This is a genomic window from Streptomyces drozdowiczii, from assembly GCF_026167665.1.
In the GTDB taxonomy this organism is placed as follows: Bacteria; Actinomycetota; Actinomycetes; order Streptomycetales; family Streptomycetaceae; genus Streptomyces; species Streptomyces drozdowiczii_A.
Map to the genome: position 1 here is coordinate 3845665 of NZ_CP098740.1, position 25216 is coordinate 3870880.

A 25216-nucleotide genomic window follows, 5' to 3' on the forward strand; every position below is an offset into this window, starting at 1 on the left:
CGTTACGGAGGGCCCCGGCGCCCGACACCCGGTGCTGGGCCGTCCGGCTCAGCGCATCGCCGTACCGTCCTCGCGCAGCTGCATCAGCGGCCGGCCGGTCACCAGCAGCCAGGCGGGCAGCGAGGCCACGCACAGCACCGGCAGCAGGGCCGTGTCGAAGCCCAGCACCGCCGCCGTGAACAGGCTCAGCCAGCCCTGCCGGGTGACGGCCAGCAGGACGCCCAGCACCCCGCACGTCACCGCGAGCGCCACCGGCACCCCGCCGACGAGGGCGTGGGCGCACAGTCCGAGCGCGACGCCCGAGAACACCGCCGGGAAGATCCGGCCGCCCCGGAATCCGCAGGTCGCGGCGATCACCAGGGCCGCCGTCTTCACCACGGCCATCTTCCCGAACTCGGCGGCCGACCAGCCGTCCGGATCGGCGGCGAGCGTCTTCACCTCGTCCAGCCCTTGAACAGCGTCAGGTGCCCGCCGAGCGCCCCGAGCAGGCCGAGCGCGAGGCCGCCCAGGGTCAGGGCGAGCACCGGATGCGGCAGGGCCCGGAAGAAGCGGTGGACCAGCGGGAACGCGTACACCGCCGCGAGGCCGAGGACCGCTCCGGCCGACGCGATCACCAGGGCGGCGAGCAGGTCGCCCCAGCCGGTGTGCGCGTACGGGGGCAGCGACAGGTCGAAGCTGGGGTGCTCGGCCAGCGACATGGTGAGCGATCCGGCGGCCCCGGCCGCGAGCGGCCCGAACAGCTTGTCCCAGAGCGCACCGGGCCCCGGCGCGGCGGCCAGCGTCTCGGTGAGGATCAGGGCGGCGGCGACCGGGGTGCCGAAGAGGGCGCCGATGGTGCCGGCGGCGGCGAGCGCGAGCCACAGCTCACCGGGGGCGCCCGGGGCGATCCGGCGGCCGGCCCAGGCGGCCAGGGCGATGTTGGCGGCGATGATCGGGTTCTCCGGGCCCAGGCTGACCCCGCCCGCCAGGGTGATGACGGCGGCCACGAGGATGCCGGGCACCACCAGGGGCGGCAGGGGCGATTCGACGAGGCCCGTGGTCGCCGGGTCCGGACCGGCATGGCCGGGCGCGGCGCGGATGACCAGGCCGGCCGCCAGGCCCATGGCCGTGAGCATCACGATCGTCCACAGCGAGGAGTACCGGCCCACGGACAGCGCGTCGGGCAGCGTCTCCCACAGCACGTCCTGGAGCCGCTCCGCGAGCAGGCTGACCCCGAGCAGGACCAGGGCCGAGACCACGCCCACGGCCAGGGCGGGCACGATGAGCGCGAGCAGCCGGCGGGCGGGGGCGGGCTCGGCGGCGACGGCGGAATCGGTCGGCATCGGCACACCATAGCGATGCGAAAGCCGTAAAACCGTTCAAAAGGGGCGGGCGGCAGGCGGGACTTGCACCTCACGCGGCGTGAGGGCCGAGGCTCGTCCCCGTACCCACACAGGAAGGAGCGGGGAGCCATGGAGCACTCCGTGGGACAGGTCGCCGACTACGCCGGGGTCACGGTGCGCACCCTGCACCACTACGACACCATCGGCCTGCTCTCACCGGGCGGGCGCAGCCACGCGGGCCACCGGCGCTACGACGACGCCGATCTGGACCGGTTGCAGCAGATCCTCTTCTACCGGGAGCTCGGCTTCCCGCTGGACGAGATCGCGGCCCTGCTCGACGACCCGGACGCGGACCCGCAGGAGCACCTGCGCCGCCAGCACGCGCTGCTGTCGCACCGGATCGCGGAGCTCCAGCGGATGGCCGCCGCCGTAGAGACAGCGATGGAGGCACGCAGGATGGGCATCGATCTCACCCCGGAGGAGAAGTTCGAGGTCTTCGGCGACAAGGACCCCGACCAGTACGCGGAGGAGGCCGAGCGCCGCTGGGGCGGCACCGACACCTACGCCGAGTCGCAGCGCCGGACCGCCCGCTACACCAAGGAGGACTGGCAGCGGATGAAGGCCGAGGTCGCCTCCTGGGGCGAGCGCTACGACGCGCTGATGGAGGCCGGTGAGCCGGCCGACGGCGAGCGCGCCACGGACCTCGCCGAGGAGCACCGGCTGCACATCTGCACCTGGTTCTACGAGTGCACCTACGAGATCCACCGGGGCCTCGGCGGGATGTACGTCGCCGATCCGCAGTTCAAGGCGTTCTACGACGCCATGCGGCCGGGCCTCGCCGAGCACCTGCGCGACGCGATCGAGGCGAACGCGCGCCGCCGGGCGTAAAGGTCACGGAGGCGGGTGGAACCCGTGGCCGACCCTGGGCGTTGATAGCTTGGGGCGGCCACGCAGCCGCTTATCGACCTCATCCTGGAGCCCGGACCCTTGAATACGCTTGCGCTCGGACCGAGCTGGCTGGACCCGGACTATCTCATCGGACAGTTCGGCCTGGCCGGCGTCCTGGTCATCGTCTTCGCCGAGTCCGGGCTGCTCATCGGGTTCTTCCTGCCCGGTGACTCCCTGCTGTTCACCACGGGCCTGCTGGTCACGACCGACAAGCTGCACACCCCGCTCTGGCTGGTCTGCGTCCTGGTCGCGCTGGCGGCGATCATCGGCGACCAGGTGGGCTATCTCTTCGGCCGCAAGGTCGGACCCTCGCTCTTCAGCCGGCCGGACTCCCGCCTCTTCAAGCAGGAGAACGTCGAGAAGGCCCACGAGTTCTTCGAGAAGCACGGCCCGAAGTCGCTGATCCTGGCCCGCTTCGTGCCGATCGTGCGGACGTTCACCCCGATCATCGCGGGCGTCAGCCGGATGAACTACCGCTCGTTCATCGTGTTCAACGTGATCGGCGGCGTCCTGTGGGGCGTCGGCGTGACGCTGCTCGGCGCCGCCCTCGGCAACGTCGAGTTCGTCCACAAGAACATCGAGGCGATGCTCGTCCTGATCGTGCTGATCTCGGTGATCCCGATCGCCATCGAGTTCCTGCGCGCGCGGAGCAAGGCCAAGAAGGAGGGCCCCGCCGCCGGGAGCGGCGAGGTGCCCCCGCAGGACCCGTCCGCCGGCCGCCGCGGCCGCCACGCCAAGCGCTGAGCGCCGTACGCCCCTGAGGCGCGACCCCGTCAGAAGCCGCGCGTCCGCTTGGCCGCGCGGCGGTTCGCGCCGCCGACCGCGCCCGGCACCCGCATGAACAGCCGGGAGATCTCGCTCCCCAGGTTCACCCCGATGGCGATGGCCAGGGCCGTCGCCACCGCCGTGGACAGCGAGGCGAGGCCCCGGTCCAGCTCGTTCTGCGCGACGCCCAGCAGACCGAAGTACGTCGCCGAACCGGGCAGCAGCGGGCCGATCGCCGCCGTGATGTACGGCAGCGACGACGTGTAGCGGTACCGCGAGAACAGCTGCCCGAACAGCCCGACGAGCCCGGCGGCCGCGGCCGTCGCCGCCACCGCCGACAGGTTGCCCGTCTGCGCCATCGCCCCGTAGACGACCCACGCCACACCGCCGTTCAGGGTCACCGCGAGCACCGTCGCCCGCTCCTGCTGGAGCAGGATCGCGAACGCCAGGGTCAGCACCATCGAAGCGAAGGTCTGGATCACCGGCCGGTCGTGCGTGATGAACCGCGCCTCCGGGTCCAGCTCCGCCCCCAGCTGAAGCCCTCCGTACAGGGCCAGCAGCACCCCGGTGACGATCGCGATGAAGAAGTACATGACCTCCAGGAGCCGCGCCGACGCGGTGATGTAGTACCCGGTCAGCCCGTCCTGCACGCCCGCCACCAGCGCCCGCCCCGGCAGCAGCGCGAACAGCCCACCGGTGATCACCGCCGACGGCCGTACGTCCGACCAGTGCGTCAGCGTCAGCGCCACGCCCATCGCGGCGGGCGGCATCGCCGCGATCGCGAACTGGTAGAACTCCGGCAGCCCGCGCCCCGCGCAGAGCCAGGCCAGCCGGTCACCGAGCATCGCCCCGAGCGCCGCGATCAGGAACACCAGCGGACCACCGCCGACCAGCACGGACGCCGCCCCGGCGAGCCCGCCGGCGGCCAGCGTGAGCACCCAGCCGGGATACGGGTGCCGGTTGCGGCGGATCTCCGCGAGCCGTCGGTACGCCTCCTCCAGCGACACCTCGTCGTCGGCCGTGGTGATGTCGTCGATCAGCCGGAAGACCGCCGCGAGCCGGGTGTAGTCGGTGCCCCGGCGGCGTACCGTACGGCTCGCCGTCACCGGGTCGTCCACCAGGGACGGCTGGTGCGAGATCGACAGCAGGGTGAACGTCACGGTCGGCTCGCAGCGGTCGAGCCCGTAGCTCCGCATCACCGCGAACATCGCCGCCTCGACGTCCTCGGCGCCCTCGCCGCCCGCGAGCAGCAGCTCCCCGATACGCAGCGTCAGGTCGAGCACGCGCGGAACCGGGGGCCCCGCCTCCTCGTCGTGCCGCTGGACCGGCTCCGGGGCCGGGCGCTCGGCGACCGGCATCCGCAGCATCGTGCGCATCCGGTCCTGCCAGGGCGCCTCCTTGGTCAGCCGGACCATCGGCACCCCGTACGCCGGGGTGAAGGCCGGCGGGGAGTCCCGGAAGCTGTACGTGCTCGGCGTGGCGAAGGCCGAACCGGTCGTCTCGGACCCGGAAGCGGAACCCGTACCGGAACCGGGACCCGAGGCCGGCTGCTCGGGCGTCACGCCCTCCGGAAGGGCGAACTCCGACGTCGGGTGGTCCTCCTCGGGCGGCGCCGCCGGTTCGGTCCCGGCCGGCCACGAGAAGGCGCTGTGCGCCTCGTCGGACTGGGGCTTCTCGTCCTCGGGCCCGCCCGGTTCCGCCACCACTCGACCTCGCTCCTCCTCGGCTGCGCGTTCTCGGGCGCACTCCTGCCCAGTATGGCCACGCCCAAGGGAGGGCACACGGAACGGGCGGCACACCCACCTGGGTGTACCGCCCGTTTCGAAGCCCGCTCAGCGGAAGCGGAACGTCAGTGCGCGCCGCCCTGCGCCTCAAGGCGCTTGCGGGAGGCGACGATCTCGGCCTCGGCCTCGGCGCGGCCGACCCAGTCGGCGCCCTCGACGGACTTGCCCGGCTCCAGGTCCTTGTAGACCTCGAAGAAGTGCTGGATCTCCAGGCGGTCGAACTCCGAGACGTGCTGGATGTCCTGAAGGTGCTCCACCCGGGGGTCGGACGCCGGGACGCACAGCAGCTTGTCGTCGCCGCCGGCCTCGTCGGTCATCCGGAACATGCCGATCGCGCGGCACTTGATGAGGCAGCCCGGGAACGTCGGCTCGTCCAGGATCACCAGCGCGTCCAGCGGGTCGCCGTCCTCACCGAGGGTGTCCTCGATGAAACCGTAGTCCGCCGGGTAGCTGGTCGAGGTGAAGAGCCGACGGTCCAGACGAATCCGGCCGGTCTCGTGATCCACCTCGTACTTGTTGCGCGAACCCTTCGGGATCTCGATAACGACGTCGAACTCCACGGGTGGCTCCTCCATGATCAACACATACGACTGGTGGTTAAGTGTCCCTCACGCAGATGTGTGCTCGCGAAAGGGGCTGGTCAACGGTGGCCGAGCCGGTGGAAAGACCGTCGACGGAACCGCCCGGCACAAGCGGCGGAGGTATCGCGGCCCGCCTGGGCGTACGCGGCGGAGTGAACGACTGGCAGTTCACGGCCGTGTCCGCCGTCGTCGGACTGGCCCTCGCGGCCGGCGCCGTCCTCGCCGCCGGACCCTGGGACTCGGGTCAGCGTAAGGCCGAGCGGGACCGGGTGACCGCCGCCGAACGCACAGGTGGCGCACATCACGACGGCGGCGACCCCGAGGGCCCCGCCCCCGCCCCCAGCGCCCCCGCCGTCCTCGCCGCCCTGTCCGCCGCCGGCACCGGCCCGAAGGACGCCCCGGCCGGAGCCGCCCGCGACCTGCGCGCGGTCCTGGACCCGCTGCTGGAGAACGACGCGCTGGGCTCCCGTCGCGGCGCCGTGGTCATCGACACCGCCACCGGCAAACGGCTCTACGGCAAGGGCGCCGACGTCCCCATGACGCCCGCCTCCACCGTCAAGATCGCCACCACCGTCGCCGCCCTCGGCGCCCTCGGCCCCGCCCATCGCATCCCCACCACCGTGAGCGCCTCCGAGGACCGGCGCACCGTCACCCTCGTCGGCGGCGGCGACCCCACCCTCGACAAGGCGGCCCTGCGCGCCCTCGCCACCGAGACCGCCCGGGCCCTCAAGACCGGCAAGGCCCCCTCCGTACGGCTGCGCTACGACGCCTCCGCCTATTCGGGGCCCACGCACCACCCGATCGGCCCCAACGAGAACATCGCGCCCATGAGCGCCCTGATGCTGAACGAGGGCCGCCGGGACGACTCCGTCAAGGGCCCCGCCGCGCGCACCGAGGACCCGGCCGGCGACGCCGCCCGCGCCTTCGCCGGATACCTCGACAAGGCCGGCGTCACCGTCAAGGGCGCACCCGCCCCCGGCCGCCCCGCCAAGAAGTCCCGCACCGTCGCCACCCACCTCTCCGCGCCCCTCTCGGGCCTGGTCGAACGCGCCCTCACCAACAGCGACAACGACATCGCCGAGGCCCTGGCCCGGCAGACCGCCATCGCCGCCGGGCAGCCCGCCGACTTCAAGGGCGGCCGACGGGCCGTCACCGCCCGCCTGAAGAAGCTCGGCCTGCCCCTCAAGGGCGTGAACATCGCCGACGGCAGCGGCCTCGACCGCGAGGACAAGGTGACCGCGGCCCTGCTCGCCGGCCTCCTCGCCCGGACCGCCGACCCCGCCCACCCCGAACTCCGCCCGGTCCTCACCGGCCTCCCCGTCGCCGGCTTCAGCGGCACGCTCAGCAGCCGCTACACCAGCGAGGCCGGCGGCACCGGCTTCATCCGCGCCAAGACCGGCACCCTCACCGGCGTCAACAGCCTCGCCGGCACCGTCGTGGACACGCGGGGACGGCTCCTCGCCTTCGCCTTCCTCGCCTCCGGCACCACCGCCCCCACCGAGGCCCAGAAAGCCCTCGACAAACTCGCCACCGCGCTCGGAGCCGGCAGGCGATGAGCCCGTCAACACCTCACCGCATCAAGGGTTGAGCACGTACGGTTGACGCATGACGAGCATCGGTGGTGCAGGGATGGTCGACTGGAACCTCGCGGTCGCGACCGCGACCCGGCTTGTGCGGCCGGGTCCCGAGATCAGCCGCGAGGAGGCCCGCGAGGCCGTCGCGGAGCTGCGCAGGCACGCGAAGGCGGCGGAGGAGCACGTCCGCGCCTTCACCCGGATGATCCCCGAGGGAACCGAGCCCGAGGACACCCCCGTCCTCGTCGTGGACCGCCCCGGCTGGATCAAGGCCAACGTCGCCGGCTTCCGCGAACTGCTGCGCCCCCTCCTGGAGAAGATGGAGGAACGGCGCTCCGGCGGCGCGGGCGGCGCCGTGCTCGGCGCGGTCGGCTCCAAGGTCACCGGCGTCGAGGTCGGCATGCTGCTGTCCTTCCTCGCCTCCCGCGTCCTCGGCCAGTACGAGACCTTCGCCCCCGCCTCCCGCGAACTCCCCGCCTCCGCCGACGGCGGCGGCCGCCTCCTGCTCGTCGCGCCGAACATCGTCCATGTGGAACGCGAGCTGGAGGCCGACCCGCACGACTTCCGGCTCTGGGTCGCCCTCCACGAGGAGACCCACCGCACCCAGTTCACCGCGGTGCCCTGGCTCCGCGACCACCTCCAGGGCGAGATCCAGTCCTTCCTGGACGAGACCGACGTCGACCCGATGACCTTCCTGGAGCGGCTGCGCGAGGCCGTCCAGTCCCTCTCCGGCGGCCGGCCCGAGGGCGAGGAGGGCGAGGACGGCGGGCGCAGCCTGGTCGAGCTCGTGCAGACCCCCGCCCAACGCGAGATCCTCGGCCGCCTCACCGCCGTGATGTCCCTCCTGGAAGGACACGCCGACTACGTCATGGACGGCGTCGGCCCCGAGGTGGTCTCCTCCGTCGCCGAGATCCGCGAGAAGTTCCAGCAGCGCCGGGCCCAAGGCGCCGGCCGCCTCGACCAGGCCCTGCGCAAGCTGCTCGGCCTCGACGCCAAGCTGCGCCAGTACCGGGACGGCGAACGCTTCGTGCGCGCCGTCGTGGACGAGGTCGGCATGGACGGCTTCAACCGGGTGTGGACCTCGCCCAACACCCTCCCCACCAAGGCGGAGATCGCCCGTCCCGCAGACTGGATCGCGAGGGTGCACCGTAAGGCAGAGTCGTGATCAAGGTCCGCGGTACGAAGGAAACGCGCCGGTAATCACCCATCCGAGGGACCGCAGGGGCATGGGAAGGCGTGCAATGCTCGATGAACGGCATTGCTCTGTCACCATCGACGCACTCTGAGTGACGGCACTCCTTCCCGTCCCGGCACTCCGATACACCCCTGAAGAACCTCACGAAGGGCACCGGACATGGGTCCCCATCCTGCGGTCGCGGCGATACGCCTGGCGGTCCGCCGCGTACTCCACGACGTCATCGCCGAACACGCCGAACAGAACGAACGCGCCGGGCACGCCCCGCGCCCCGAGCTCGCCCGGGCCGGCACGGGCAGCCGCCTCGGCACGCTCCCCGACCGCCCCGACACCCCGCTGGTGCTGGTGGCCTGCTCCGGCGGCGCCGACTCCATGGCGCTCGCCTCCGCCCTCGCCTTCGAGGCCCGCAAACTCCCCGTCCGGGCCGGCGGCATCACCGTCGACCACGGCCTCCAGGACGGCTCCGACACCCGCGCCGCCGAGGTCGCCGCCCGGCTCGCCGCCATGGACCTCGGCCCCGCCGAGGCCGTCGCCGTCCACGTCGGCCGCGAGGGCGGACCCGAGGCCGCCGCCCGAGACGCCCGCTACGCCGCGCTCGACGCCGCCGCCGAACGCCACGGCGCCGCCGCCGTCCTCCTCGGCCACACCCGCGACGACCAGGCCGAGACCGTCCTGCTGGGCCTCGCCCGCGGCTCCGGCATCCGCTCCCTGTCCGGCATGGCCGCCGCCTCCGGCCCGGCCGGCCGCTACCGCCGCCCCTTCCTCCAGCTCGACCGGCAGACCGCCCGCACCGCCTGCCTCGCCCAGTCCCTGCCCGTCTGGGACGACCCCCACAACATCGACCCCGCCTACACCCGCTCCCGGCTGCGCCACGAGGGCCTGCCCGCCCTGGAGAAGGCCCTAGGCAAGGGCGTGGTCGAAGCCCTCGCCCGTACGGCCCAGCTCTCCCGCGACGACGCCGACGCCCTCGACACCTGGGCCGCCGCCGCCGACCGTGACGTACGCGACGACGCGGGCCGGCTGGAGTGCGCCAAGCTGTACGCGCTGCCCCCCGCCGTACGCCGCCGGGTGCTGCGCCGGGCCGCCATAGAGGCGGGCTCCCCGGCCGGTTCGCTCTTCGCCCGGCACATCGAGGAAGTGGACCGCCTGGTCACCGGCTGGCGCGGCCAGCAGGCCATCAACCTCCCCGGCCGCGTCGAAGCCCTGCGGCAGGGTGGCAGACTGGTCATCCGGCAGAGCTGACGCACGAGCGGCTGACATGCAGGGCGACCGCCGCGCAGGCCCGGGACTCCACACCCCCGGACCCGGCAGGCACAGAAAGAGACGCGGGTGAACGAGAAGGACATGGGCACCGACCTCCAGTCGGTGCTCCTCACCAAGGAAGAGATCGACGCGAAGCTCGTGGAGCTGGCCGCGAAGATCGACGCGGAGTACGCCGGCAAGGACCTGCTCCTCGTCGGGGTCCTCAAGGGCGCCGTCATGGTCATGGCGGACCTGGCGCGTGCGCTGTCCACCCCCGTCACGATGGACTGGATGGCCGTCTCCTCGTACGGCGCGGGCACCCAGTCCTCCGGTGTCGTCCGGATCCTCAAGGACCTGGACACCGACATCAAGGGCAAGCACGTCCTGATCGTCGAGGACATCATCGACTCCGGTCTGACGCTGTCCTGGCTGATGTCGAACCTGGGCTCGCGCGAGCCCGCCTCGCTGGAGATCTGCACCCTGCTCCGCAAGCCGGACGCGGCCAAGGTCGCGCTCGACTGCAAGTGGGTCGGCTTCGACATTCCCAACGAGTTCGTCGTCGGCTACGGCCTCGACTACGCGGAGAAGTACCGCAACCTCCCCTTCGTCGGAACCCTCGCCCCGCACGTATACGGAGGCTGAGGGCTCGCGGGCCCGCCGCAGGGCCCGCCGGGAACCCTCACGGGCCGCCCGCCGTTGAGCCTTCGAGGCGCGATTGCCGGACGTCCGAGGCGGACGCCGGTGACCATGCTGGGGTACCGTCCGAAGAACAGTCTTTACTCACAGCAGCATTTACCTACGGGCAGGAGGGACGGGGCGTCTTCGCCTCGTATGGATGGACGTGAAGCGATACTTCCGTGGGCCGGTCATGTGGATCGTGCTGGCCGTCCTCGCCGTGGTCGTGTTGATGAATGTCGTCGGCTCGGGCGGCGGCTACAAGACGGTGGACACCGGACAGGTGATCCAGGCGATCAGCAAGAACCAGGTGGACCAGGCCAAGCTCACCACCGGTGACGATCACATCATCAAGATCGAACTGAAGGACGGCCAGAAGCTGTCCGGCGAGTCCGGCAGCAAGTTCCAGGCGAGCTACATCGGCAACCAGGGCGTCCAGCTCGCCGACATGCTCCAGAAGAAGTACGAGAGCGGCGACATCAAGGACGGGTACACCGTCTCGCCGTCGAAGCAGTCCCCGTTCGTCTCGATCCTCTTCTCGCTGCTGCCGTTCGTCCTCATCGTGGTCGTCTTCCTGTTCCTGATGAATCAGATGCAGGGCGGCGGCTCCAAGGTCATGCAGTTCGGCAAGTCCAAGGCCAAGCTGATCACCAAGGACACCCCGAAGACGACGTTCGCCGACGTGGCGGGCTCGGACGAGGCGGTCGAGGAGCTCCAGGAGATCAAGGAGTTCCTCCAGGAGCCGGCCAAGTTCCAGGCCGTCGGCGCCAAGATCCCCAAGGGCGTCCTGCTCTACGGGCCTCCCGGTACGGGCAAGACCCTGCTCGCGCGCGCCGTCGCGGGCGAGGCGGGCGTCCCGTTCTACTCGATCTCCGGCTCCGACTTCGTGGAGATGTTCGTCGGTGTCGGCGCCTCCCGGGTCCGCGACCTCTTCGAGCAGGCCAAGGCGAACGCCCCGGCGATCGTCTTCGTCGACGAGATCGACGCCGTCGGCCGCCACCGCGGCGCCGGCATGGGCGGCGGCCACGACGAGCGCGAGCAGACGCTCAACCAGCTCCTCGTGGAGATGGACGGCTTCGACGTGAAGGGCGGCGTCATCCTGATCGCCGCCACGAACCGCCCGGACATCCTCGACCCGGCGCTGCTGCGCCCGGGCCGCTTCGACCGGCAGATCGCGGTCGACCGGCCGGACATGCAGGGCCGCCTGGAGATCCTGAAGGTCCACCAGAAGGGCAAGCCGGTCGCCCCGGACGTCGACCTCGGCGCCGTCGCCCGTCGCACGCCCGGCTTCACCGGTGCCGACCTGTCGAACGTGCTGAACGAGGCCGCGCTCCTGACGGCGCGCAGCAACCAGAAGCTCATCGACAACGCCACGCTGGACGAGGCCATCGACCGCGTCGTGGCGGGCCCGCAGAAGCGGACCCGGATCATGTCCGAGAAGGAGAAGAAGATCACCGCGTACCACGAGGGCGGACACGCCCTGGTCGCGGCGGCCTCCCCCCAGTCGGACCCGGTCCACAAGATCACGATCCTCTCCCGCGGCCGCGCCCTCGGTTACACGATGGTGCTCCCGGAGGAGGACAAGTACTCCACGACGCGCAACGAGATGCTCGACCAGCTCGCGTACATGCTGGGCGGGCGCGCGGCCGAGGAGCTGGTCTTCCACGACCCGACCACCGGCGCGGCGAACGACATCGAGAAGGCCACGGCGACGGCCCGCGCGATGGTCACGCAGTACGGCATGACCGAGCGGCTCGGCGCGATCAAGTTCGGCGGCGACAACACCGAACCGTTCGTGGGCCGCGAGATGGGCCACCAGCGCGACTACTCGGAAGAGGTCGCCGCCCTGGTGGACGAAGAGGTCAAGAAGCTCATCGAGACCGCCCACAACGACGCGTGGGAGATCCTCGTCGAGAATCGCGACGTGCTGGACACCCTGGTCCTCCGCCTCCTGGAGAAGGAGACCCTGGGCAAGGAGGAGATCGCCGAGATCTTCGCCCCGATCGTCAAGCGCCCGGCCCGCCCTGCGTGGACCGGCTCCGCCCGGCGCACCCCGTCCACCCGCCCGCCGGTCCTCTCCCCGAAGGAGCTCGCCCTCACCAACGGCGCGAGCACGGCCGCCGGCTCGGTCACGGACACCGTCCCGAGCACGGAGGCCCTCCCGGAGGACCGTCCCGAGAGCTAGTCACCGACCCGGTGTGTCCCCCGTCACGGGGCTCCCACCAGGCCCGGAATGGATGCCGCGCCCCCCAGGTTCTAGCCTGTTGGGGGCGCGGCTTTTCCGTACACCTGCGCGGATGCCCCCGCAGTGACAGCTCGAGGAACGAGGCACACATGACCGACCCGGTGACGCTGGAGCCCCAGGGGCCGATCGGCGAGTTCGACGAGAAACGTGCCGAGGCCGCTGTCCGGGAACTGCTGCTCGCCGTGGGCGAGGACCCCGACCGCGAGGGCCTGAAGGAGACACCGGGGCGGGTGGCGCGGGCGTACAAGGAGATCCTTGCCGGTCTGCGGCAGGAGCCCGAGGACGTCCTGACGACGACATTCGACCTGGGACACGACGAGATGGTCCTGGTGAAGGACATCGAGATCGTGAGCCTCTGCGAGCACCATCTGCTTCCCTTCCACGGGGTGGCACACGTCGGGTACATCCCTGCGGAGAGCGGCAAGATCACGGGACTGTCCAAGCTGGCGCGTCTGGTCGAGGTCTTCGCCCGGCGCCCGCAGGTGCAGGAGCGTCTGACCACGCAGATCGCGGATTCGCTGATGCGGATCCTGGAGGCGCGCGGTGCGATCGTCGTCGTAGAGGCGGAGCACATGTGCATGTCCGTTCGCGGCATCCGGAAGCCCGGTGCCAAGACGACGACGTCAGCGGTGCGCGGACAGCTGCGTGACGCATCCACTCGGGCCGAGGCGATGAGTCTGATACTGGCGCGATAGCCGGATTGTCAGTGCTGCGACGTAACCTCCCGAATCAGGCATGGCATGTGATTCGGGAGGCTGGTCATGGGGGGATTACCGAGTCGGCAAACGGTGAACGTCGTCGGAGGGCGCGGGCGGGCCGCCGGCGTCGGCGTGGGTTCGCGGTTGTGGACATTGGACGGCGACCGTACGGTTCCGACAGGCGTCGTCGGCGTGAGCGCCGTCAAGGGGCGTGCCGCAGTGGACGTGGTGACCAGCCACACGACGTTCACCGTGGCCCCGGACCAGCTGCTCGGTACCCCTGACGGCTGGGTCCACGCCCGGGACTCGGCGGGGACGGTGCTGGCCTGGGCGCACGCCAGGAAGCTCTGCCGGAAGAGGCTGACCATCAGGCCCGGGTACGAGTTCGGCTACTTGGTCGGTGCGACATGTGCCGACGGAACGGTGGGTACGAACTACGTCTCGCTCGTGGTCAACGACGAGGCGTTCGCCGCCAAGTACGCCCGGTGTCTCAGCGCGGCCACGGGGTTGCGTGCCCGGCTGGAAGCCGTGACACGCCCGTCGGGCTATCTCGGGCGGGATGTTCCGGGGTTCCGCGTGCGAGTGGTCTCCTCGTATCTCGCGGATGCCCTGCGCCAGTACGTCGGGGGCGACGCCCACCATATGCGGCAACGCTTCCCCCGGGTGGTCCTCCGGGACAGGAACGTGTTCGACGGCTTCCTCGACGGATACGCCGACGGCGACGGCTGCCGGAGCAGGACCTGGGCCGGGCGCGTCCTCGTCAGCGCCAACGTCGGTTTCCTGACCGAGTTGGCGCAGGTGATCGGGGCGAGGTTCACTCCGAGGCCGCAGGGGACGAACGCGTCACATCTGGTCGTTGTCGACAATTGGCCCGCGCGGAGGACGTTCAGGCCCGAGCGGCATGCCGTCCAGCCCAAGGAAGCGGCGTGGGTGGAAGTGCTCGAAGTACGTGAGCGCACCGCGGTGGGCAAACCGTTCACGTTCTACGGCTACCGGCTGGACCCGTATCCGACCTTCCTGGTCAACGGACATCTGGCCCGTCAGGCATGGTGACGCGCCAGGCGGACGGCCCGGCCGGCGCTACGCCGCCGCCGCGTCCGGTTTGTTGTCGTCCTTGTCGTCCGGGAGTTTGCAGACGTGTTCCAGGAAGAGGGCGGCGGCGATGACCGCGAGGCCGGCCAGGACCGCGAAGGCGGCGTAGATGGCCTGGTCGCGGCGGGGCGGGTTGTCCAGGGAGCCGAGCAGGAAGACGGCCGTGCCGCCGTACATGCCGGAGACGAGGGCGACGACCAGGGCGCTCGCCTGGGCGAAGACCAGGGCGCGGGCGGCCATCATGGGCTCGACGCCCTTCGCGTCCGGGCGGCGTTCGCGCTGGGCGCGCAGCCGGGCGCGGATGGACAGCGCCGTGGCCAGCAGGACGACGGCGATCAGCGCGAGGACGATGGGCGCGAAGAGCGGGACGCTCGGCAGCGTGCCCAGGGAGTCCCAGAGGCGGGCGGCGCCCCAGGAGAGGACTCCGGCGGCGGCGAAGAGGCCGGCCAGGACTCCGAGCCGTAGTTGCTTCACCCCGTGAGCCGCCCTTCGCCGCCTGTGTCCGTCGTGTCCTTCGTGCTGTGCTCTGTGAGCCTAACGACTACTCGGGCAGCCGGAGTTCCAGGTCGGCCCGGGGGAGCACGCCGTCGCGCCCGACACCGGTCAGCAGATCGGCGACCGGGCCCGCGCCGGGCAGCTGGGCCTCGGGATCCACGTCGTGCCAGGGGGCGAGGACGAAGGCGCGCTCACGGGCCCGGGGGTGGGGGAGGGTGAGCACGGGGTCGTCCGAGACGACATCCGCGTACGAGACGATGTCGACGTCGATGGTGCGCGGCCCCCAGCGCTCCTCGCGGACCCGTTCGAAGGCTTCCTCGATGGCCTGGCCGCGCTCCAGGAGCGAGGACGGGGGCAGCGTCGTCTTCACGACGATCACCGCGTTGAAGTACGAGGGCTGGGAGCCCGGGTCGACGCCCCAGGGCTCCGTCTCGTAGACCGGCGAGACCGCCTTGACCCGGAGGCCGGGCGTGTCCTCCAGGGCGTCGATGGCGCCCTGGAGCGTCTCCAGGCGGTTGCCCAGGTTGGCGCCGAGCGAGAGCACGGCCAGTTTGGGGTTGGAGAGGGTGATGTCCGCCGCGTCCACCTGCTCGACCACGGAGGCGGGCACCGGCTGTACGGTCGGGTCGCTCTGCCCTTCGGTGGAAAATGCAGTCATGCTCGGCTCCGGGTGATGGTGATGGTGACGTCGTCGAACGGGACGGTGATGGGCGCGTCCGGCTTGTGCACCACGACCTCCACCTCCTCGACGCCGTCGTGCTTGAGGCACTGCTGGGCGATGCGCTCGGCGAGCGTCTCGATCAGGTCGACCGGCTCGCCCTGGACCACGGCGACGACCTCCTCCGCGACCACGCCGTAGTGCACGGTCTTCGTCAGGTCGTCGGTGGCTGCCGCGGGGCGGGTGTCGAGGCCGAGCACCAGGTCCACGATGAACGTCTGTCCCTCTTCCCGTTCCCGGGGGAAGACGCCATGGTGCCCGCGGGCCTTGAGGCCGCGCAGCGCGACACGATCCACGCGAATCACTCCTGCTGTCGTTGGTCCGGGGGCACGGGCCGCGTGCGGGCGGCCGGGTGCCCGATTTCGAATCTACCTGCGAGCACCGACACCCCTCCCCCGCGGGGGCCGGGCCTGCGGGCGCGGAGCAGATAGCCGCTGATACCCCGATGCGACCGGGTCCAATCACCCGGGACCGGCTTTCCTGCCCGAAAGAGGGCCGGGCCGGCTCAGGACGTGGGGTCTTCGTCCTCTTCCTCACCGGTTTCGGCCAGTACGGGCGAACCGTGGTGCGACCAGAGCTTCCAGCCGTCCGGAGTGCGGCGGAACACATTCGTGGCGACGACGAGCTGCCCGACGAGCGGGCCGAGCGAGGCGCCCTCCTCGGCGGGGCCGCCGCTGAGGATGTTCTCGGTGCAGGTCACCAGCGCGGTGTCGGCGGTCATGGAGACGCCGACGTCGGTCAGGAAGAACTGGATGTACTCGGTGTTCGCCATGATCAGCGCGTAGCTGCGCAGCACCTCGCGCCGCCCGCTGAGCACCGGCCAGCCGGGGTGGACGCAGGAGACCGTCAGCTCCTCGTCCGGCAGCCAGGCGGCCGTCAGCGCGTCCAGGTCGCCGCGCTCCACCGCCTCGTAGTACGCGGTGTTGGCCTGCTCGACGGCCGCGATGTCGGCGGCGGCGTCGGCGTGCTCGTCGCCCGCGCCGGTCACCTCGTCGCCCGGCCCGGTCGCCTCGTCGCCCCGCCCGGTCACGCGGCTCCCTCGATGGCGCGGGCCACCCGGACGGCGTCGGCGGTGGCCCTTACCTCGTGGACGCGGACCGCCCAGGCGCCGGCCCGGGCGGCGAGGGCGGAGACGGCGGCGGTGGCGGCGTCGCGCTCGCGGGCGGGCGGCGGGGCGGCGCCCTCGCGGGCCAGCACATGGCCCAGGAACCGCTTGCGGGACGCGGCGACCAGCAGGGGGCGGCCGAGGGCGTGCAGGGCGTCGAGCCCGGCCAGCAGCGCCAGGTCGTGCGGGGCGTCCTTGGCGAAGCCGAGCCCGGGGTCGATCACGAGGCGTTCCGGGGCGATGCCGCCGGCCACCACCGCGTCCATCCGGGCGCGCAGCTCGTCGGTGACCTCGCCGATCACGTCCCCGTAGACCGCCCGGCTGTTCATCGACTCGCTGAAGCCGCGCCAGTGCATGACGACGAACGGGGCGCCGGCGGCGGCGACCACGGGGACCATGTCCGGGTCCGCCTGGCCGCCGCTGACGTCGTTGACGAGGACCGCGCCGGCGGCGACCGCCTGCTCGGCGACGCGGGCGCGCATGGTGTCGACGGAGACCGTCACGCCCTCGGAGACCAGGCCCCGGACGACCGGGATCACCCGGCGCAGCTCCTCGGACTCGTCCACCCGGCTGGCGCCGGGGCGGGTGGACTCGCCGCCGACGTCCACGAGGTCGGCGCCCTCGGCGACCAGGTCGAGGCCGTGCTTGACGGCCCTCGTGGTGTCGAACCAGCGGCCCCCGTCGGAGAAGGAGTCGGGGGTCACGTTGACGACACCCATGACCGCGCAGCGGTCCCACTCCGGCAGACCCTGGACCGTCCCACGCAACGTACTCATACGACCAGCCTAGGCCCGTACGGCGAGGCGCTACGCCGTGCGGGCGTCCTGCTCGCCCGCCTGGGACCGTGCGTGGGCGCACGGGCGGCGGGGAGCGAACCGGAGCGGGCGGGGGAGCGCGAGGTGGACGAAACCCTCGGCCTGCATCGCGGCGAAGGAGATGCGGGGCAGGTCGCGGGCGGTGCGGTAGACCACGAAGCGGGGTTCCCAGCGCGGCCGGAACTTGGCGTTGAACTTGTACAGCGACTCGATCTGGAACCAGCGCGAAAGGAAGATCAGCAGTCCGCGCCAGACCCGCAGGACGGGCCCCGCGCCCAGCTTCTCGCCCCGGGCGAGCGCGGAGCGGAACATCGCGAAGTTCAGCGAGACCCGGCTGATGCCGAGCCGGGGCGCGGCCTGGAGGGACGCGACGATCAGCAGCTCGTTCATGCCGGGGTCGGCGGAGCGGTCGCGGCGCATGAGGTCGAGGGACATGCCGTCGCTGCCCCAGGGGACGAAGTGGAGCACGGCCTTGAGGTCGCCGTACGGGGAGTCCGCGCTCTGCTCGTCCGTTTTGTGGGCGGTGGCGATGAAGCAGTCGCGGTCGGCGGCGTCGCCGATCCGGCCGAGCGCCATGGAGAAGCCGCGTTCGGTGTCGGTGCCGCGCCAGTCGGCGGCGGCCTGGCGGATGCGGGCGAGTTCGGCCTCGCCGATGTCGGCGACGCGCCGGACGCGGGTCTCGTAGCCGCCCCGCTCAATGCGCTTCACCATCTGGCGTACGTTGCGCATCGCGCGCCCGGCGAGGGAGAAATCCGCGACGTCCACCACCGCCTCGTCGCCCAGCTCCAGGGCGGTGAGTCCGGTCTCGCGGGTCCAGACCTCGCCGCCCGTCTCGCCGCACCCCATGACGGCGGGGGCCCAGGAGTGCGCCCGGGCCTCGTCCATGAAGCGTTCGATGGCGCCGGGCCACGCCTCCACGTCGCCGATCGGGTCGCCGCTGGCGAGCATCACGCCGGAGACCACGCGGTAGCAGACGGCGGCCTTGCCGCTGGGCGAGAAGACGACGGCCTTGTCGCGGCGGAGCGCGAAGTGGCCGAGCGAGTCGCGCCCGCCGTGCCGCTCCAGCAGGGCGCGCAGCCGGGCCTCGTCGTCCTCGGTGAGCCGGGCGGCCGGGTGCTCGGGGCGGAAGGCCAGGTAGATGGTGGTGACCGCGGTCAGCAGGCCGAGGGCGCCGAGCGAGTAGGCGACGGTCCAGGAGGTGTCCCCGGCGTAGTCGACGGGCCCCTCGAAGCCGACCAGGCCGTACAGCACGTGCTGGAGGCGGTCGGCGATGCTGGGGCTGCCGACCATGCGGCGGGGGTGGGCGCTGACGATGACCAGGCCGAGCCCGAGCGAACCGGCGCCGAGCAGCACGAAGTTGGCCAGCGCCCGCCACCGGCTGCGCGGGTCGGGCAGGGCCGCGAACTCGCTCCGGTGGCGTACCAGCAGATAGCACAGCGTCAGCGAGACCAGGGCGCCGAGGATCGAGTGCCGGTAGCTGAACTGGGCCAGCGCGCCGGCCGGGAGCAGTATGACGGCGGCCCGCCAGGCGCGGCGCTTGTGCCGTTTGAGGCCGTGGGCCAGGAGCAGCAGCAGGACCCCGGCGCTGAGCGAGAGCGCGGCCGCGAACGGGCCGAGGGCTCCGGGAAGGACCTCGGCCAGACTGTGCATGCGGCTGTGCCGGAAGCGCGGGAACACCCCGGCGGCGACGTCGATCAGTCCGACGGCGGTGCACGCGGTGCCGACGAGCGCGGGCACGGCTTCCGGCCGGGGGCCGCGCACGAACGTACGTGCGCGAACCGGAACCGATCCTGATTTATCCCCATCTAGCGTGACAGACATCGCTTCCCGTGGTTTCCGCGAGAGATTCTTCCTGGAGTCCGGCGGCCGGAGCCCTGCGGACGATGTGCGACTTCTAGGACGATCCTTCCGGGCCGCGGGTTCACCCGCTGCCCGGAAATTTCCTGACAGAAAGTTCACCGGTCATGGGCCTTACGGGCAAGCCACTGCTGATCCTCGCGATCGCGCTGGCCGTCGTGCTGTTCACCGTCACCGTCTGGTGCTGGCCGAGGCTCGCCCGGCGCAGTGCGCCCGCCGTGCTCGGCCGGGTGGGGATGCTGCTCGCGACCCAGGTGGCGGTGTTCGCCACGGTCGGCCTGCTGGCCAACAACAGCTTCCTCTTCTACGGCTCCTGGGCCGATCTGTTCGGCCGCAAGCAGGAGCTGGGCGTGGTCACCGACCATGCCTCCGGGACGCTGGCCGCGAAGAACATCGTGCGGGTGGGCTCGCAGCGGCCGGACGTGCCGGGCGGAGCGCTGCCGAGGGTGGGCGGCCGGATCGACAAGGTCGTGATCGCGGGGAAGCGCTCGGGCATCGAGAGTTCGGCGTACGTCTATCTGCCGCCGGAGTACTTCCAGCCGGCGTTCGCCCGGCGGAAGTTCCCGGCGGTGGTGGTGCTGACCGGCTATCCGGGCACCTCGGAGAACCTGATCAAGGGGCTGCGCTATCCGCGCACGGCACACGAACGAGTGAAGGCCGGACGGGCGCAGCCGATGGTCCTGGTGATGCTGCGTCCGACCGTCGCGCCGCCCCGGGACACCGAGTGCGTGGACATAAAGGGCGGACCCAGGACGGAGACGTTCTTCGCGGACGACGTGCCCCGGGCGGTGTCGGCCGGTTACCGGGTGGGCAAGCGGGCCCGGAACTGGGGCATCATCGGCAACTCGACGGGCGGCTACTGCGCGTTGAAGATCGGGCTGCACCACCCGGGCCGGTACGCCGCGAGCGCGGGGCTCTCCGCGTATTACAAGGCGGCCGAGGACCCGACGACGGGCGACCTCTTCCACGGTGACGAGGCGGCGCGGCGCCGGGCGGACCTGCTCTGGACGCTGGACAACCGGCCGCAGCCGGACTCCTCGTTCCTGGTGACGTCCTCGCGCCACGGCGAGGCGAACTACGCGGACACGCGGAAGTTCGTGGCCAAGGTGAAGCAGCCCGCGCAGGTCTCCTCGATCGTGCTGGACAGCGGCGGGCACAACTTCAACACCTGGCGCCGGGAGATCCCGGCGGCGCTGGAGTGGCTGAGCAGCCGGCTGAGCGAGAGCTGAGCGCGCCCTTTCGGAGCCCCGCCGCGCCGCCTCCTCAGATTCCCGCCGCGCCCGCCACGCTCTCGACCTCGACCTCCGCGCGCGGGACCGAGCGGCCGTCCGCCCCGACCGAGCGGCGCAGCGCCTCGTGCAGCCGGGCCGGGGTGAGCACGCCCAGGAAGCGGCCCTCGCCCGCCTCGTCGATGACGGCGATCCAGCCGGCGTCGTGCTGGAGCATGGTGGCGAATGCCTGTTTGAGCGGGGCGCCGAGGGGAAGCCACGCCTCCATGCGGCGGGCGTGGTCGCGGACGGTGCCCTTGGCGCCGGTGCGCGTGTCGTCGGCGGCGATCCAGCCGTGCAGGTGCTCGTCGCCGTCCAGGACGACGGCCCAGCGGGCGCCCTCGGCGCGGAGGCGTTCGGTCGCGGTGGAGAGCGGGTCGTCCAGGTGGACGACGGGCGGGCGGTCGAGGTCGCTCTCCTCGACGGGGGTGACCGAGAGCCGCTTGAGGCCCCGGTCGGCGCCCACGAAGTCGGCGACATAGGCGTTGGCGGGGGCGCCGAGCACGGTCGCGGGGGTGTCGAACTGCTCGATCGAGCCCTGCCCGTAGACGGCGATGCGGTCGCCGAGGCGGACCGCTTCCTCGATGTCGTGCGTGACGAACAGCACGGTTTTGCGGACCTGTTCCTGAAGCTTCAGGAATTCGTTCTGAAGGTGCTCGCGGACCACCGGGTCGACCGCGCCGAAGGGCTCGTCCATCAGCAGGACCGGCGGGTCGGCGGCCAGGGCGCGGGCCACCCCGACGCGTTGGCGCTGACCGCCGGAGAGCTGTTCCGGATAGCGGTCGCCATAAACGGAAGGGTCGAGTCCGACAAGGTCGAGGAGTTCGGCGGCGCGGGCGCGCCCCTTTTGGCGTTTCCAGCCGAGGAGATGGGGAACGGTGGCGGTGTTCTCCAGGACCGTCTTGTGCGGGAAGAGGCCCACTTGCTGGATCACATAGCCGATGCGGCGGCGCAGTTGGACGGGGTCGATGGCGGATATGTCGTCCCCGTCGAGGAATATCCGGCCCTCGGTCGGTTCGATCAGCCGGTTCACCATCTTCATGGTGGTCGTCTTGCCGCATCCCGACGGTCCGACGAGCGTGACCAGTTCACCCTCGGCGACCTCGAAGGAAAGGCCGTCGACGGCGGTGGTGCCGTCCGCATACCGCTTGGTGACCTGCTCGAAACGGATCATGGTTCCCCATTGTCGCGGGTGTTCTGTGAAGGACATGTTGCTGGAACACAACAGCTCCGGCGATTGTCAGTGGTCGAGGATAGGCTCGCCGGACATCAGTACGAGAAGGCGAACGGGAGGTGGGGGGACGGATGGCCGGACAGAACTGCCTGGTGACGAACGACTGGATCTGCGGGGAGTACCTCCGTTCCCGGAGCCAGGAGTTGACGGACGCCACCGTCCAGCACATCTGGATCACCGCCGTCTCGGTCGCGATCGGTGTGGCCGTCGCCTTCCCGCTGGCGCTCCTCGCACGCAGGGGCCGCGGATTCGCCGGACCGGTCCTCGGGCTGACGACGGTGCTCTACACCGTGCCCTCGCTCGCGATGTTCTCGCTGCTGCTGCCCTTCTTCGGGCTCTCCGCCGCCCTGGTGGTGACCGGGCTCGTGCTGTATTCGCTGACCATCCTCGTACGCAACATCCTGGCGGGCCTGGAAGCGGTGCCCGAGGAGGCGAAGGAGGCCGCGCACGGCATGGGCTACGGGCCGCTCCGCCTGCTGTGGGAGGTGGAGCTGCCGCTCGCGCTGCCCGCGCTGATGGCGGGGATACGGATCGCCACGGTGTCCACGATCGCGCTGACCACGGTCGGTTCCATCGTCGGCCGGGGCGGCCTGGGCAATCTCATCGAGGACGCGCTGCCGAGCTTCTTCAAGGCCCAGGTGCTGGCCGCCTCGGTGCTCTGCGTGCTGCTCGCGGTCGTGGCGGACCTGTTCCTGCTCGGGGTGCAGCGGCTGCTGACGCCCTGGACGCGCATACGTGTGGCCGCGCCCGGCCCGGCGAAGGCGGAGGCGGTCTGACATGGGAGTTCTCGGGGACGCCTGGACCTGGCTCACCACCGGTGCCAACTGGTCCGGGGAGAGCGGGGCCGCCCACCGGCTGAGCGAGCACCTGTACGTCAGCGGTGTCGCGCTCGCCCTGGCCTGCGCCATCGCCCTGCCCCTCGCGCTGTACCTGGGCCACATCAGGAAGGGCGGCGCCCTCGCGGTCAACCTGGCGAACGTGGGGCGCGCGGTGCCCGTCTTCGCGGTGCTGGCCCTCTTCATGGTCTCGCCCCTGCGCAACGCGGGGTACATACCGACGATCATCGCCCTGGTGCTGTTCGCCGTGCCGCCGCTGCTGACCAACGCCTACGTGGGGATGACCGAGGTGGACCGCTCGGTGGCGGAGGCGGCGCGCGGGATGGGGATGTCGGGCGGCCAGCTCTTCCTGCGCGTCGAGCTGCCCCTCGCGTACCCGCTGATCATGACCGGGCTGCGGTCGGCCGCCGTCCAGGTCGTGGCCACGGCGACCATCGCGGCCATGGTCGGCCAGGGCGGCCTCGGCCGGATCATCACCGCCGGTTTCAACACGTACGACACCGCGCAGGTGGTGGCGGGGGCCCTGCTGGTCGCCGTGCTCGCCCTGCTGGTGGAAGCGGTCCTGGTGGCCGTCGACCGCCTGCTCTCCCCGCTGCGCCGCCGTCGGCCGGCCTGAGCGCCCCGACCCGTCACACCCGTAACGCATGTCGCACATCCACCACTTGTCGCATACGGCCTCGCCGCCGTGGACGGAGAAGATCATGAGCAGGACCTCACGCACGGCCGGCGCCGTCATCGGCATCCTCGCGCTGGCGGGCTCGCTCGCCGCGTGCGGCGGGGACAGCCTGGAGAAGGACAAGGGCGCCCCGTCCGGCGGCCAGGACTCCGGCAAGAAGGGCTCGCTGGTCGTCGGCGCCGCCGCCTTCACCGAGTCCAAGGTGCTCGCCGAGCTGTACGCGCAGATCCTCGGGGACGCCGGATACAGCACCTCGGTCACCACCGTGAAGAACCGCGAACTGTACGAACCCTCCCTGGAGAAGGGCGAGATCGACGTCGTTCCGGAATACGCGGCGACGATCGCGGAATTCCTCAACGCGAAGGTGAACGGGGCGAAGGCCGCCGAGTCGAAGCCGGTCGCCTCGGGCGACACCGCGGCCACCGTCGCCGCCCTGAAGAAGCTCGCCGAGCCGCGCGGACTGAAGATCCTCCCGGCGGGGAAGGCCGTCGACCAGAACGCGTTCGCGGTGACCAAGGAATTCGCCGACAAGCACAAGCTGAAGACACTTTCCGATCTCGGCGCCGCGAAGATCGGCGTCAAGGTCGCGGCGGGCGACGAGTGCGAGGTGCGGCCCTTCTGCGCACCCGGCCTCAAGAAGACGTACGGCATCGACGTCACCGGAATCGACCCCAAGGGCGTCGGCACCCCGCAGTCCAAGCAGGCGGTGAAGGACGGCAAGGACCAACTCGTCCTGACCACCACCACCGACGCCGTGCTCGACACCTACGACCTGGTGTTCCTGGACGACGACAAGAAGCTCCAGAACGCGGACAACGTCCTGCCCGTCCTGAACGCGAAGGACGCGGGCGACCAGGAGATAGCCGACGCGCTCGGCAAGCTCACCGGCGCACTCACCACCGAGGACCTCGCACAACTGAACCGCAAGGTCGACGCGGAGCGCGCCAAGCCGGCCGATGTGGCCCGCGAATATCTCCAGTCGAAGGGACTGATCAAGAAGTAACGCAGGCGCCCGGAGAACGGGCAGCGGGAGCCGTCGGGTAACTTGCCGGGCACAGATTGCCGGGCGGCTCCCCAAGTACGCCGCGCACACGGTAAATTTCGGGCCATGCCCCGTGGACGCCATCGCCATTCGCCACCACTGCACAGAATCCTTCCGCCTTCGGCAGTCGCCGGAGCGTCGGTCGCCTGTGCCGCGGGAGCCTGGCTGCTGACCGAACCCATGGTCCTGCGCGCACTGGTCGCGGCCGCCGCGGCGGCCGCCGTCACCGGCGCTGTCCTCATGCGCGGCTGGGACCGCGAGGCGGGCCGTCGCGTCGCGGAGCTGACCCGCGCCCGCGCGAGCGACGAGTGGCGCGCCGAGGAGCGCGCGGCGGAGCTCGAAGCGGATCTGGAGGAGGCGCGGGAGATCCGCGCCCGCCTGGAGACGAAGCTGCGCCGCAAGCGCGTCGAGCTGGCCGGCCTCCGGGGCGAACACGCCGCGCTGCTGCGGCGGTACGCCAACGCGGAGACCGAGCGCGCCAGCGTCCTGGAGAGCCGGCGGCAGCTCGCGATCGAGGCGTCCGCGCCCGCCCGCGCCCTGCCCCCGGCCCGGTCGACGCCCACCCCGGACTCCTACGCCCGCGCCGCCCAGGCGCTGGCCGACCTCCCGCGCAACGCGGCGCTCCAGCAGGCCCGTCGCATCGCCGAGGAGGCGACCCGGCAGCGGGACGCGGAGCGCGCCCGGGAGGCGGCGGAGCCGCGTGCCGCGCTGCCCGCCGCCCGGCCCGCCGCCCAGCCGCCCGCCCCGCGCCCGGTCCCGGCCGCCAGCGCGGTCGTCCCGTACACGGCGTCCCGCCGCCACCCGGTGCCGCAGGGCAGCTTCGACTTCTTCGGCACGCAGAAGGCCGCGCCCGCCGCGGCCGAGCGCGCCGCCATAGAGTCCGTGCAGAACGAGGACCTGGCCGACGTGGTCGGCGAGGAGGTCCTCGCCGCGCACCGCCCTGACGCGCCGGGGGACCGCGCCGTGGGCAAGGTCATCGACCTCACCGCGCACGACGAGACGGAGCAGCTGGACGTCGCGGAGCTGCGCAGCGCCATCTCGTAACGCGG

Annotated in this window: 23 protein-coding genes and 1 pseudogene; 14 read left to right on the forward strand and 10 right to left on the reverse strand. The window is 71.7% G+C overall.

Annotation, left to right across the window (positions count from 1 at the left end):
• Positions 1-48: 48 nt before the first annotated feature.
• Positions 49-1322, reverse strand: a pseudogene (locus NEH16_RS17490) (ion channel protein).
• 129 nt (positions 1323-1451) lie between these two features.
• Here NEH16_RS17490 and NEH16_RS17495 point away from each other — a divergent pair.
• On the forward strand, positions 1452-2210 hold the full coding sequence (locus NEH16_RS17495; RefSeq protein ID WP_265543513.1) for a MerR family transcriptional regulator: 759 nt from the start codon (positions 1452-1454) through the stop codon (positions 2208-2210).
• A gap of 99 nt (positions 2211-2309) precedes the next feature.
• Positions 2310-3014: a DedA family protein gene (locus NEH16_RS17500; RefSeq protein WP_073966353.1), complete on the forward strand. Its 705-nt coding sequence runs from the start codon at positions 2310-2312 to the stop codon at positions 3012-3014.
• A gap of 29 nt (positions 3015-3043) precedes the next feature.
• Here the strand turns inward: NEH16_RS17500 and NEH16_RS17505 are convergent, their stop codons facing one another.
• On the reverse strand, positions 3044-4741 hold the full coding sequence (locus NEH16_RS17505; RefSeq protein ID WP_265543515.1) for a threonine/serine ThrE exporter family protein: 1698 nt from the start codon (positions 4739-4741) through the stop codon (positions 3044-3046).
• A gap of 143 nt (positions 4742-4884) precedes the next feature.
• On the reverse strand, positions 4885-5379 hold the full coding sequence (locus tag NEH16_RS17510) for an inorganic diphosphatase (RefSeq protein ID WP_018102237.1): 495 nt from the start codon (positions 5377-5379) through the stop codon (positions 4885-4887).
• Between the two features lie 86 nt (positions 5380-5465).
• Here NEH16_RS17510 and dacB point away from each other — a divergent pair, with 86 nt between their 5' ends.
• From dacB to NEH16_RS17545, 7 genes are all read left to right on the forward strand, one after another.
• Complete coding sequence (gene dacB, locus NEH16_RS17515) at positions 5466-6956, forward strand: D-alanyl-D-alanine carboxypeptidase/D-alanyl-D-alanine endopeptidase (protein ID WP_265543518.1); 1491 nt, start codon at positions 5466-5468, stop codon at positions 6954-6956.
• Positions 6957-7005: 49 nt separating this feature from the next.
• Complete coding sequence (locus tag NEH16_RS17520; RefSeq protein WP_265543520.1) at positions 7006-8139, forward strand: zinc-dependent metalloprotease; 1134 nt, start codon at positions 7006-7008, stop codon at positions 8137-8139.
• Between the two features lie 189 nt (positions 8140-8328).
• A complete protein-coding gene (tilS, locus tag NEH16_RS17525; protein ID WP_265543522.1) occupies positions 8329-9411 on the forward strand; it encodes a tRNA lysidine(34) synthetase TilS in 1083 nt (360 codons plus the stop codon).
• Between the two features lie 102 nt (positions 9412-9513).
• The gene (gene hpt, locus NEH16_RS17530) at positions 9514-10053 is read left to right on the forward strand and encodes a hypoxanthine phosphoribosyltransferase (RefSeq protein WP_037777945.1); all 540 of its coding nucleotides are present in this window, start codon (positions 9514-9516) and stop codon (positions 10051-10053) included.
• Between the two features lie 193 nt (positions 10054-10246).
• Entirely contained in the window at positions 10247-12271 is a 2025-nt protein-coding gene (gene ftsH, locus NEH16_RS17535; protein ID WP_073966347.1) for an ATP-dependent zinc metalloprotease FtsH, read from the forward strand.
• Positions 12272-12420: 149 nt separating this feature from the next.
• Entirely contained in the window at positions 12421-13026 is a 606-nt protein-coding gene (folE, locus tag NEH16_RS17540) for a GTP cyclohydrolase I FolE (protein ID WP_265543524.1), read from the forward strand.
• Positions 13027-13221: 195 nt separating this feature from the next.
• Positions 13222-14082 (forward strand): hypothetical protein, encoded by an 861-nt coding sequence (locus NEH16_RS17545; protein ID WP_265543526.1) that lies wholly within the window; start codon positions 13222-13224, stop codon positions 14080-14082.
• Between the two features lie 27 nt (positions 14083-14109).
• On the opposite strand, the gene NEH16_RS17550 is transcribed toward NEH16_RS17545, so the two are convergent.
• The 6 genes from NEH16_RS17550 to NEH16_RS17575 form a co-directional block, all read right to left on the reverse strand.
• Complete coding sequence (locus NEH16_RS17550; RefSeq protein WP_265543528.1) at positions 14110-14595, reverse strand: DUF3180 domain-containing protein; 486 nt, start codon at positions 14593-14595, stop codon at positions 14110-14112.
• A gap of 67 nt (positions 14596-14662) precedes the next feature.
• Complete coding sequence (gene folK, locus NEH16_RS17555) at positions 14663-15274, reverse strand: 2-amino-4-hydroxy-6-hydroxymethyldihydropteridine diphosphokinase (protein ID WP_073966344.1); 612 nt, start codon at positions 15272-15274, stop codon at positions 14663-14665.
• Positions 15271-15630: a dihydroneopterin aldolase gene (folB, locus tag NEH16_RS17560; protein WP_073966343.1), complete on the reverse strand. Its 360-nt coding sequence runs from the start codon at positions 15628-15630 to the stop codon at positions 15271-15273. Before folB ends, folK begins: the two co-directional genes overlap by 4 nt.
• 209 nt (positions 15631-15839) lie before the next feature.
• The gene (locus NEH16_RS17565) at positions 15840-16364 is read right to left on the reverse strand and encodes a nuclear transport factor 2 family protein (RefSeq protein WP_374215619.1); all 525 of its coding nucleotides are present in this window, start codon (positions 16362-16364) and stop codon (positions 15840-15842) included.
• Positions 16361-17158 (reverse strand): dihydropteroate synthase, encoded by a 798-nt coding sequence (gene folP / locus NEH16_RS17570; RefSeq protein WP_265547237.1) that lies wholly within the window; start codon positions 17156-17158, stop codon positions 16361-16363. Before folP ends, NEH16_RS17565 begins: the two co-directional genes overlap by 4 nt.
• 87 nt (positions 17159-17245) lie before the next feature.
• Positions 17246-19075, reverse strand: coding sequence for a phosphatidylglycerol lysyltransferase domain-containing protein (locus tag NEH16_RS17575; RefSeq protein ID WP_265543531.1), 1830 nt, complete (start codon positions 19073-19075; stop codon positions 17246-17248).
• A gap of 143 nt (positions 19076-19218) precedes the next feature.
• On the opposite strand from NEH16_RS17575, the gene NEH16_RS17580 reads away from it, so the two are divergent.
• Positions 19219-20340 carry an alpha/beta hydrolase gene (locus NEH16_RS17580; protein WP_265543533.1) on the forward strand — a complete coding sequence of 374 codons (1122 nt, stop codon included), beginning with the start codon at positions 19219-19221 and terminating at the stop codon, positions 20338-20340.
• 34 nt (positions 20341-20374) lie between these two features.
• Here the strand turns inward: NEH16_RS17580 and NEH16_RS17585 are convergent, their stop codons facing one another.
• Positions 20375-21553: a betaine/proline/choline family ABC transporter ATP-binding protein gene (locus tag NEH16_RS17585; RefSeq protein ID WP_073966339.1), complete on the reverse strand. Its 1179-nt coding sequence runs from the start codon at positions 21551-21553 to the stop codon at positions 20375-20377.
• A 131-nt stretch (positions 21554-21684) separates the two neighbouring features.
• Here NEH16_RS17585 and NEH16_RS17590 point away from each other — a divergent pair, with 131 nt between their 5' ends.
• The 4 genes from NEH16_RS17590 (at position 21685) to NEH16_RS17605 (ending at position 25211) form a co-directional block, all read left to right on the forward strand.
• A complete protein-coding gene (locus NEH16_RS17590; RefSeq protein WP_073966338.1) occupies positions 21685-22389 on the forward strand; it encodes an ABC transporter permease in 705 nt (234 codons plus the stop codon).
• Position 22390: 1 nt separating this feature from the next.
• Positions 22391-23065: an ABC transporter permease gene (locus tag NEH16_RS17595; RefSeq protein ID WP_073966337.1), complete on the forward strand. Its 675-nt coding sequence runs from the start codon at positions 22391-22393 to the stop codon at positions 23063-23065.
• A gap of 85 nt (positions 23066-23150) precedes the next feature.
• Complete coding sequence (locus tag NEH16_RS17600) at positions 23151-24128, forward strand: ABC transporter substrate-binding protein (protein ID WP_073966336.1); 978 nt, start codon at positions 23151-23153, stop codon at positions 24126-24128.
• 105 nt (positions 24129-24233) lie between these two features.
• Positions 24234-25211, forward strand: coding sequence for a hypothetical protein (locus NEH16_RS17605; protein ID WP_265543537.1), 978 nt, complete (start codon positions 24234-24236; stop codon positions 25209-25211).
• The last annotated feature ends 5 nt before the right edge of the window (positions 25212-25216 follow it).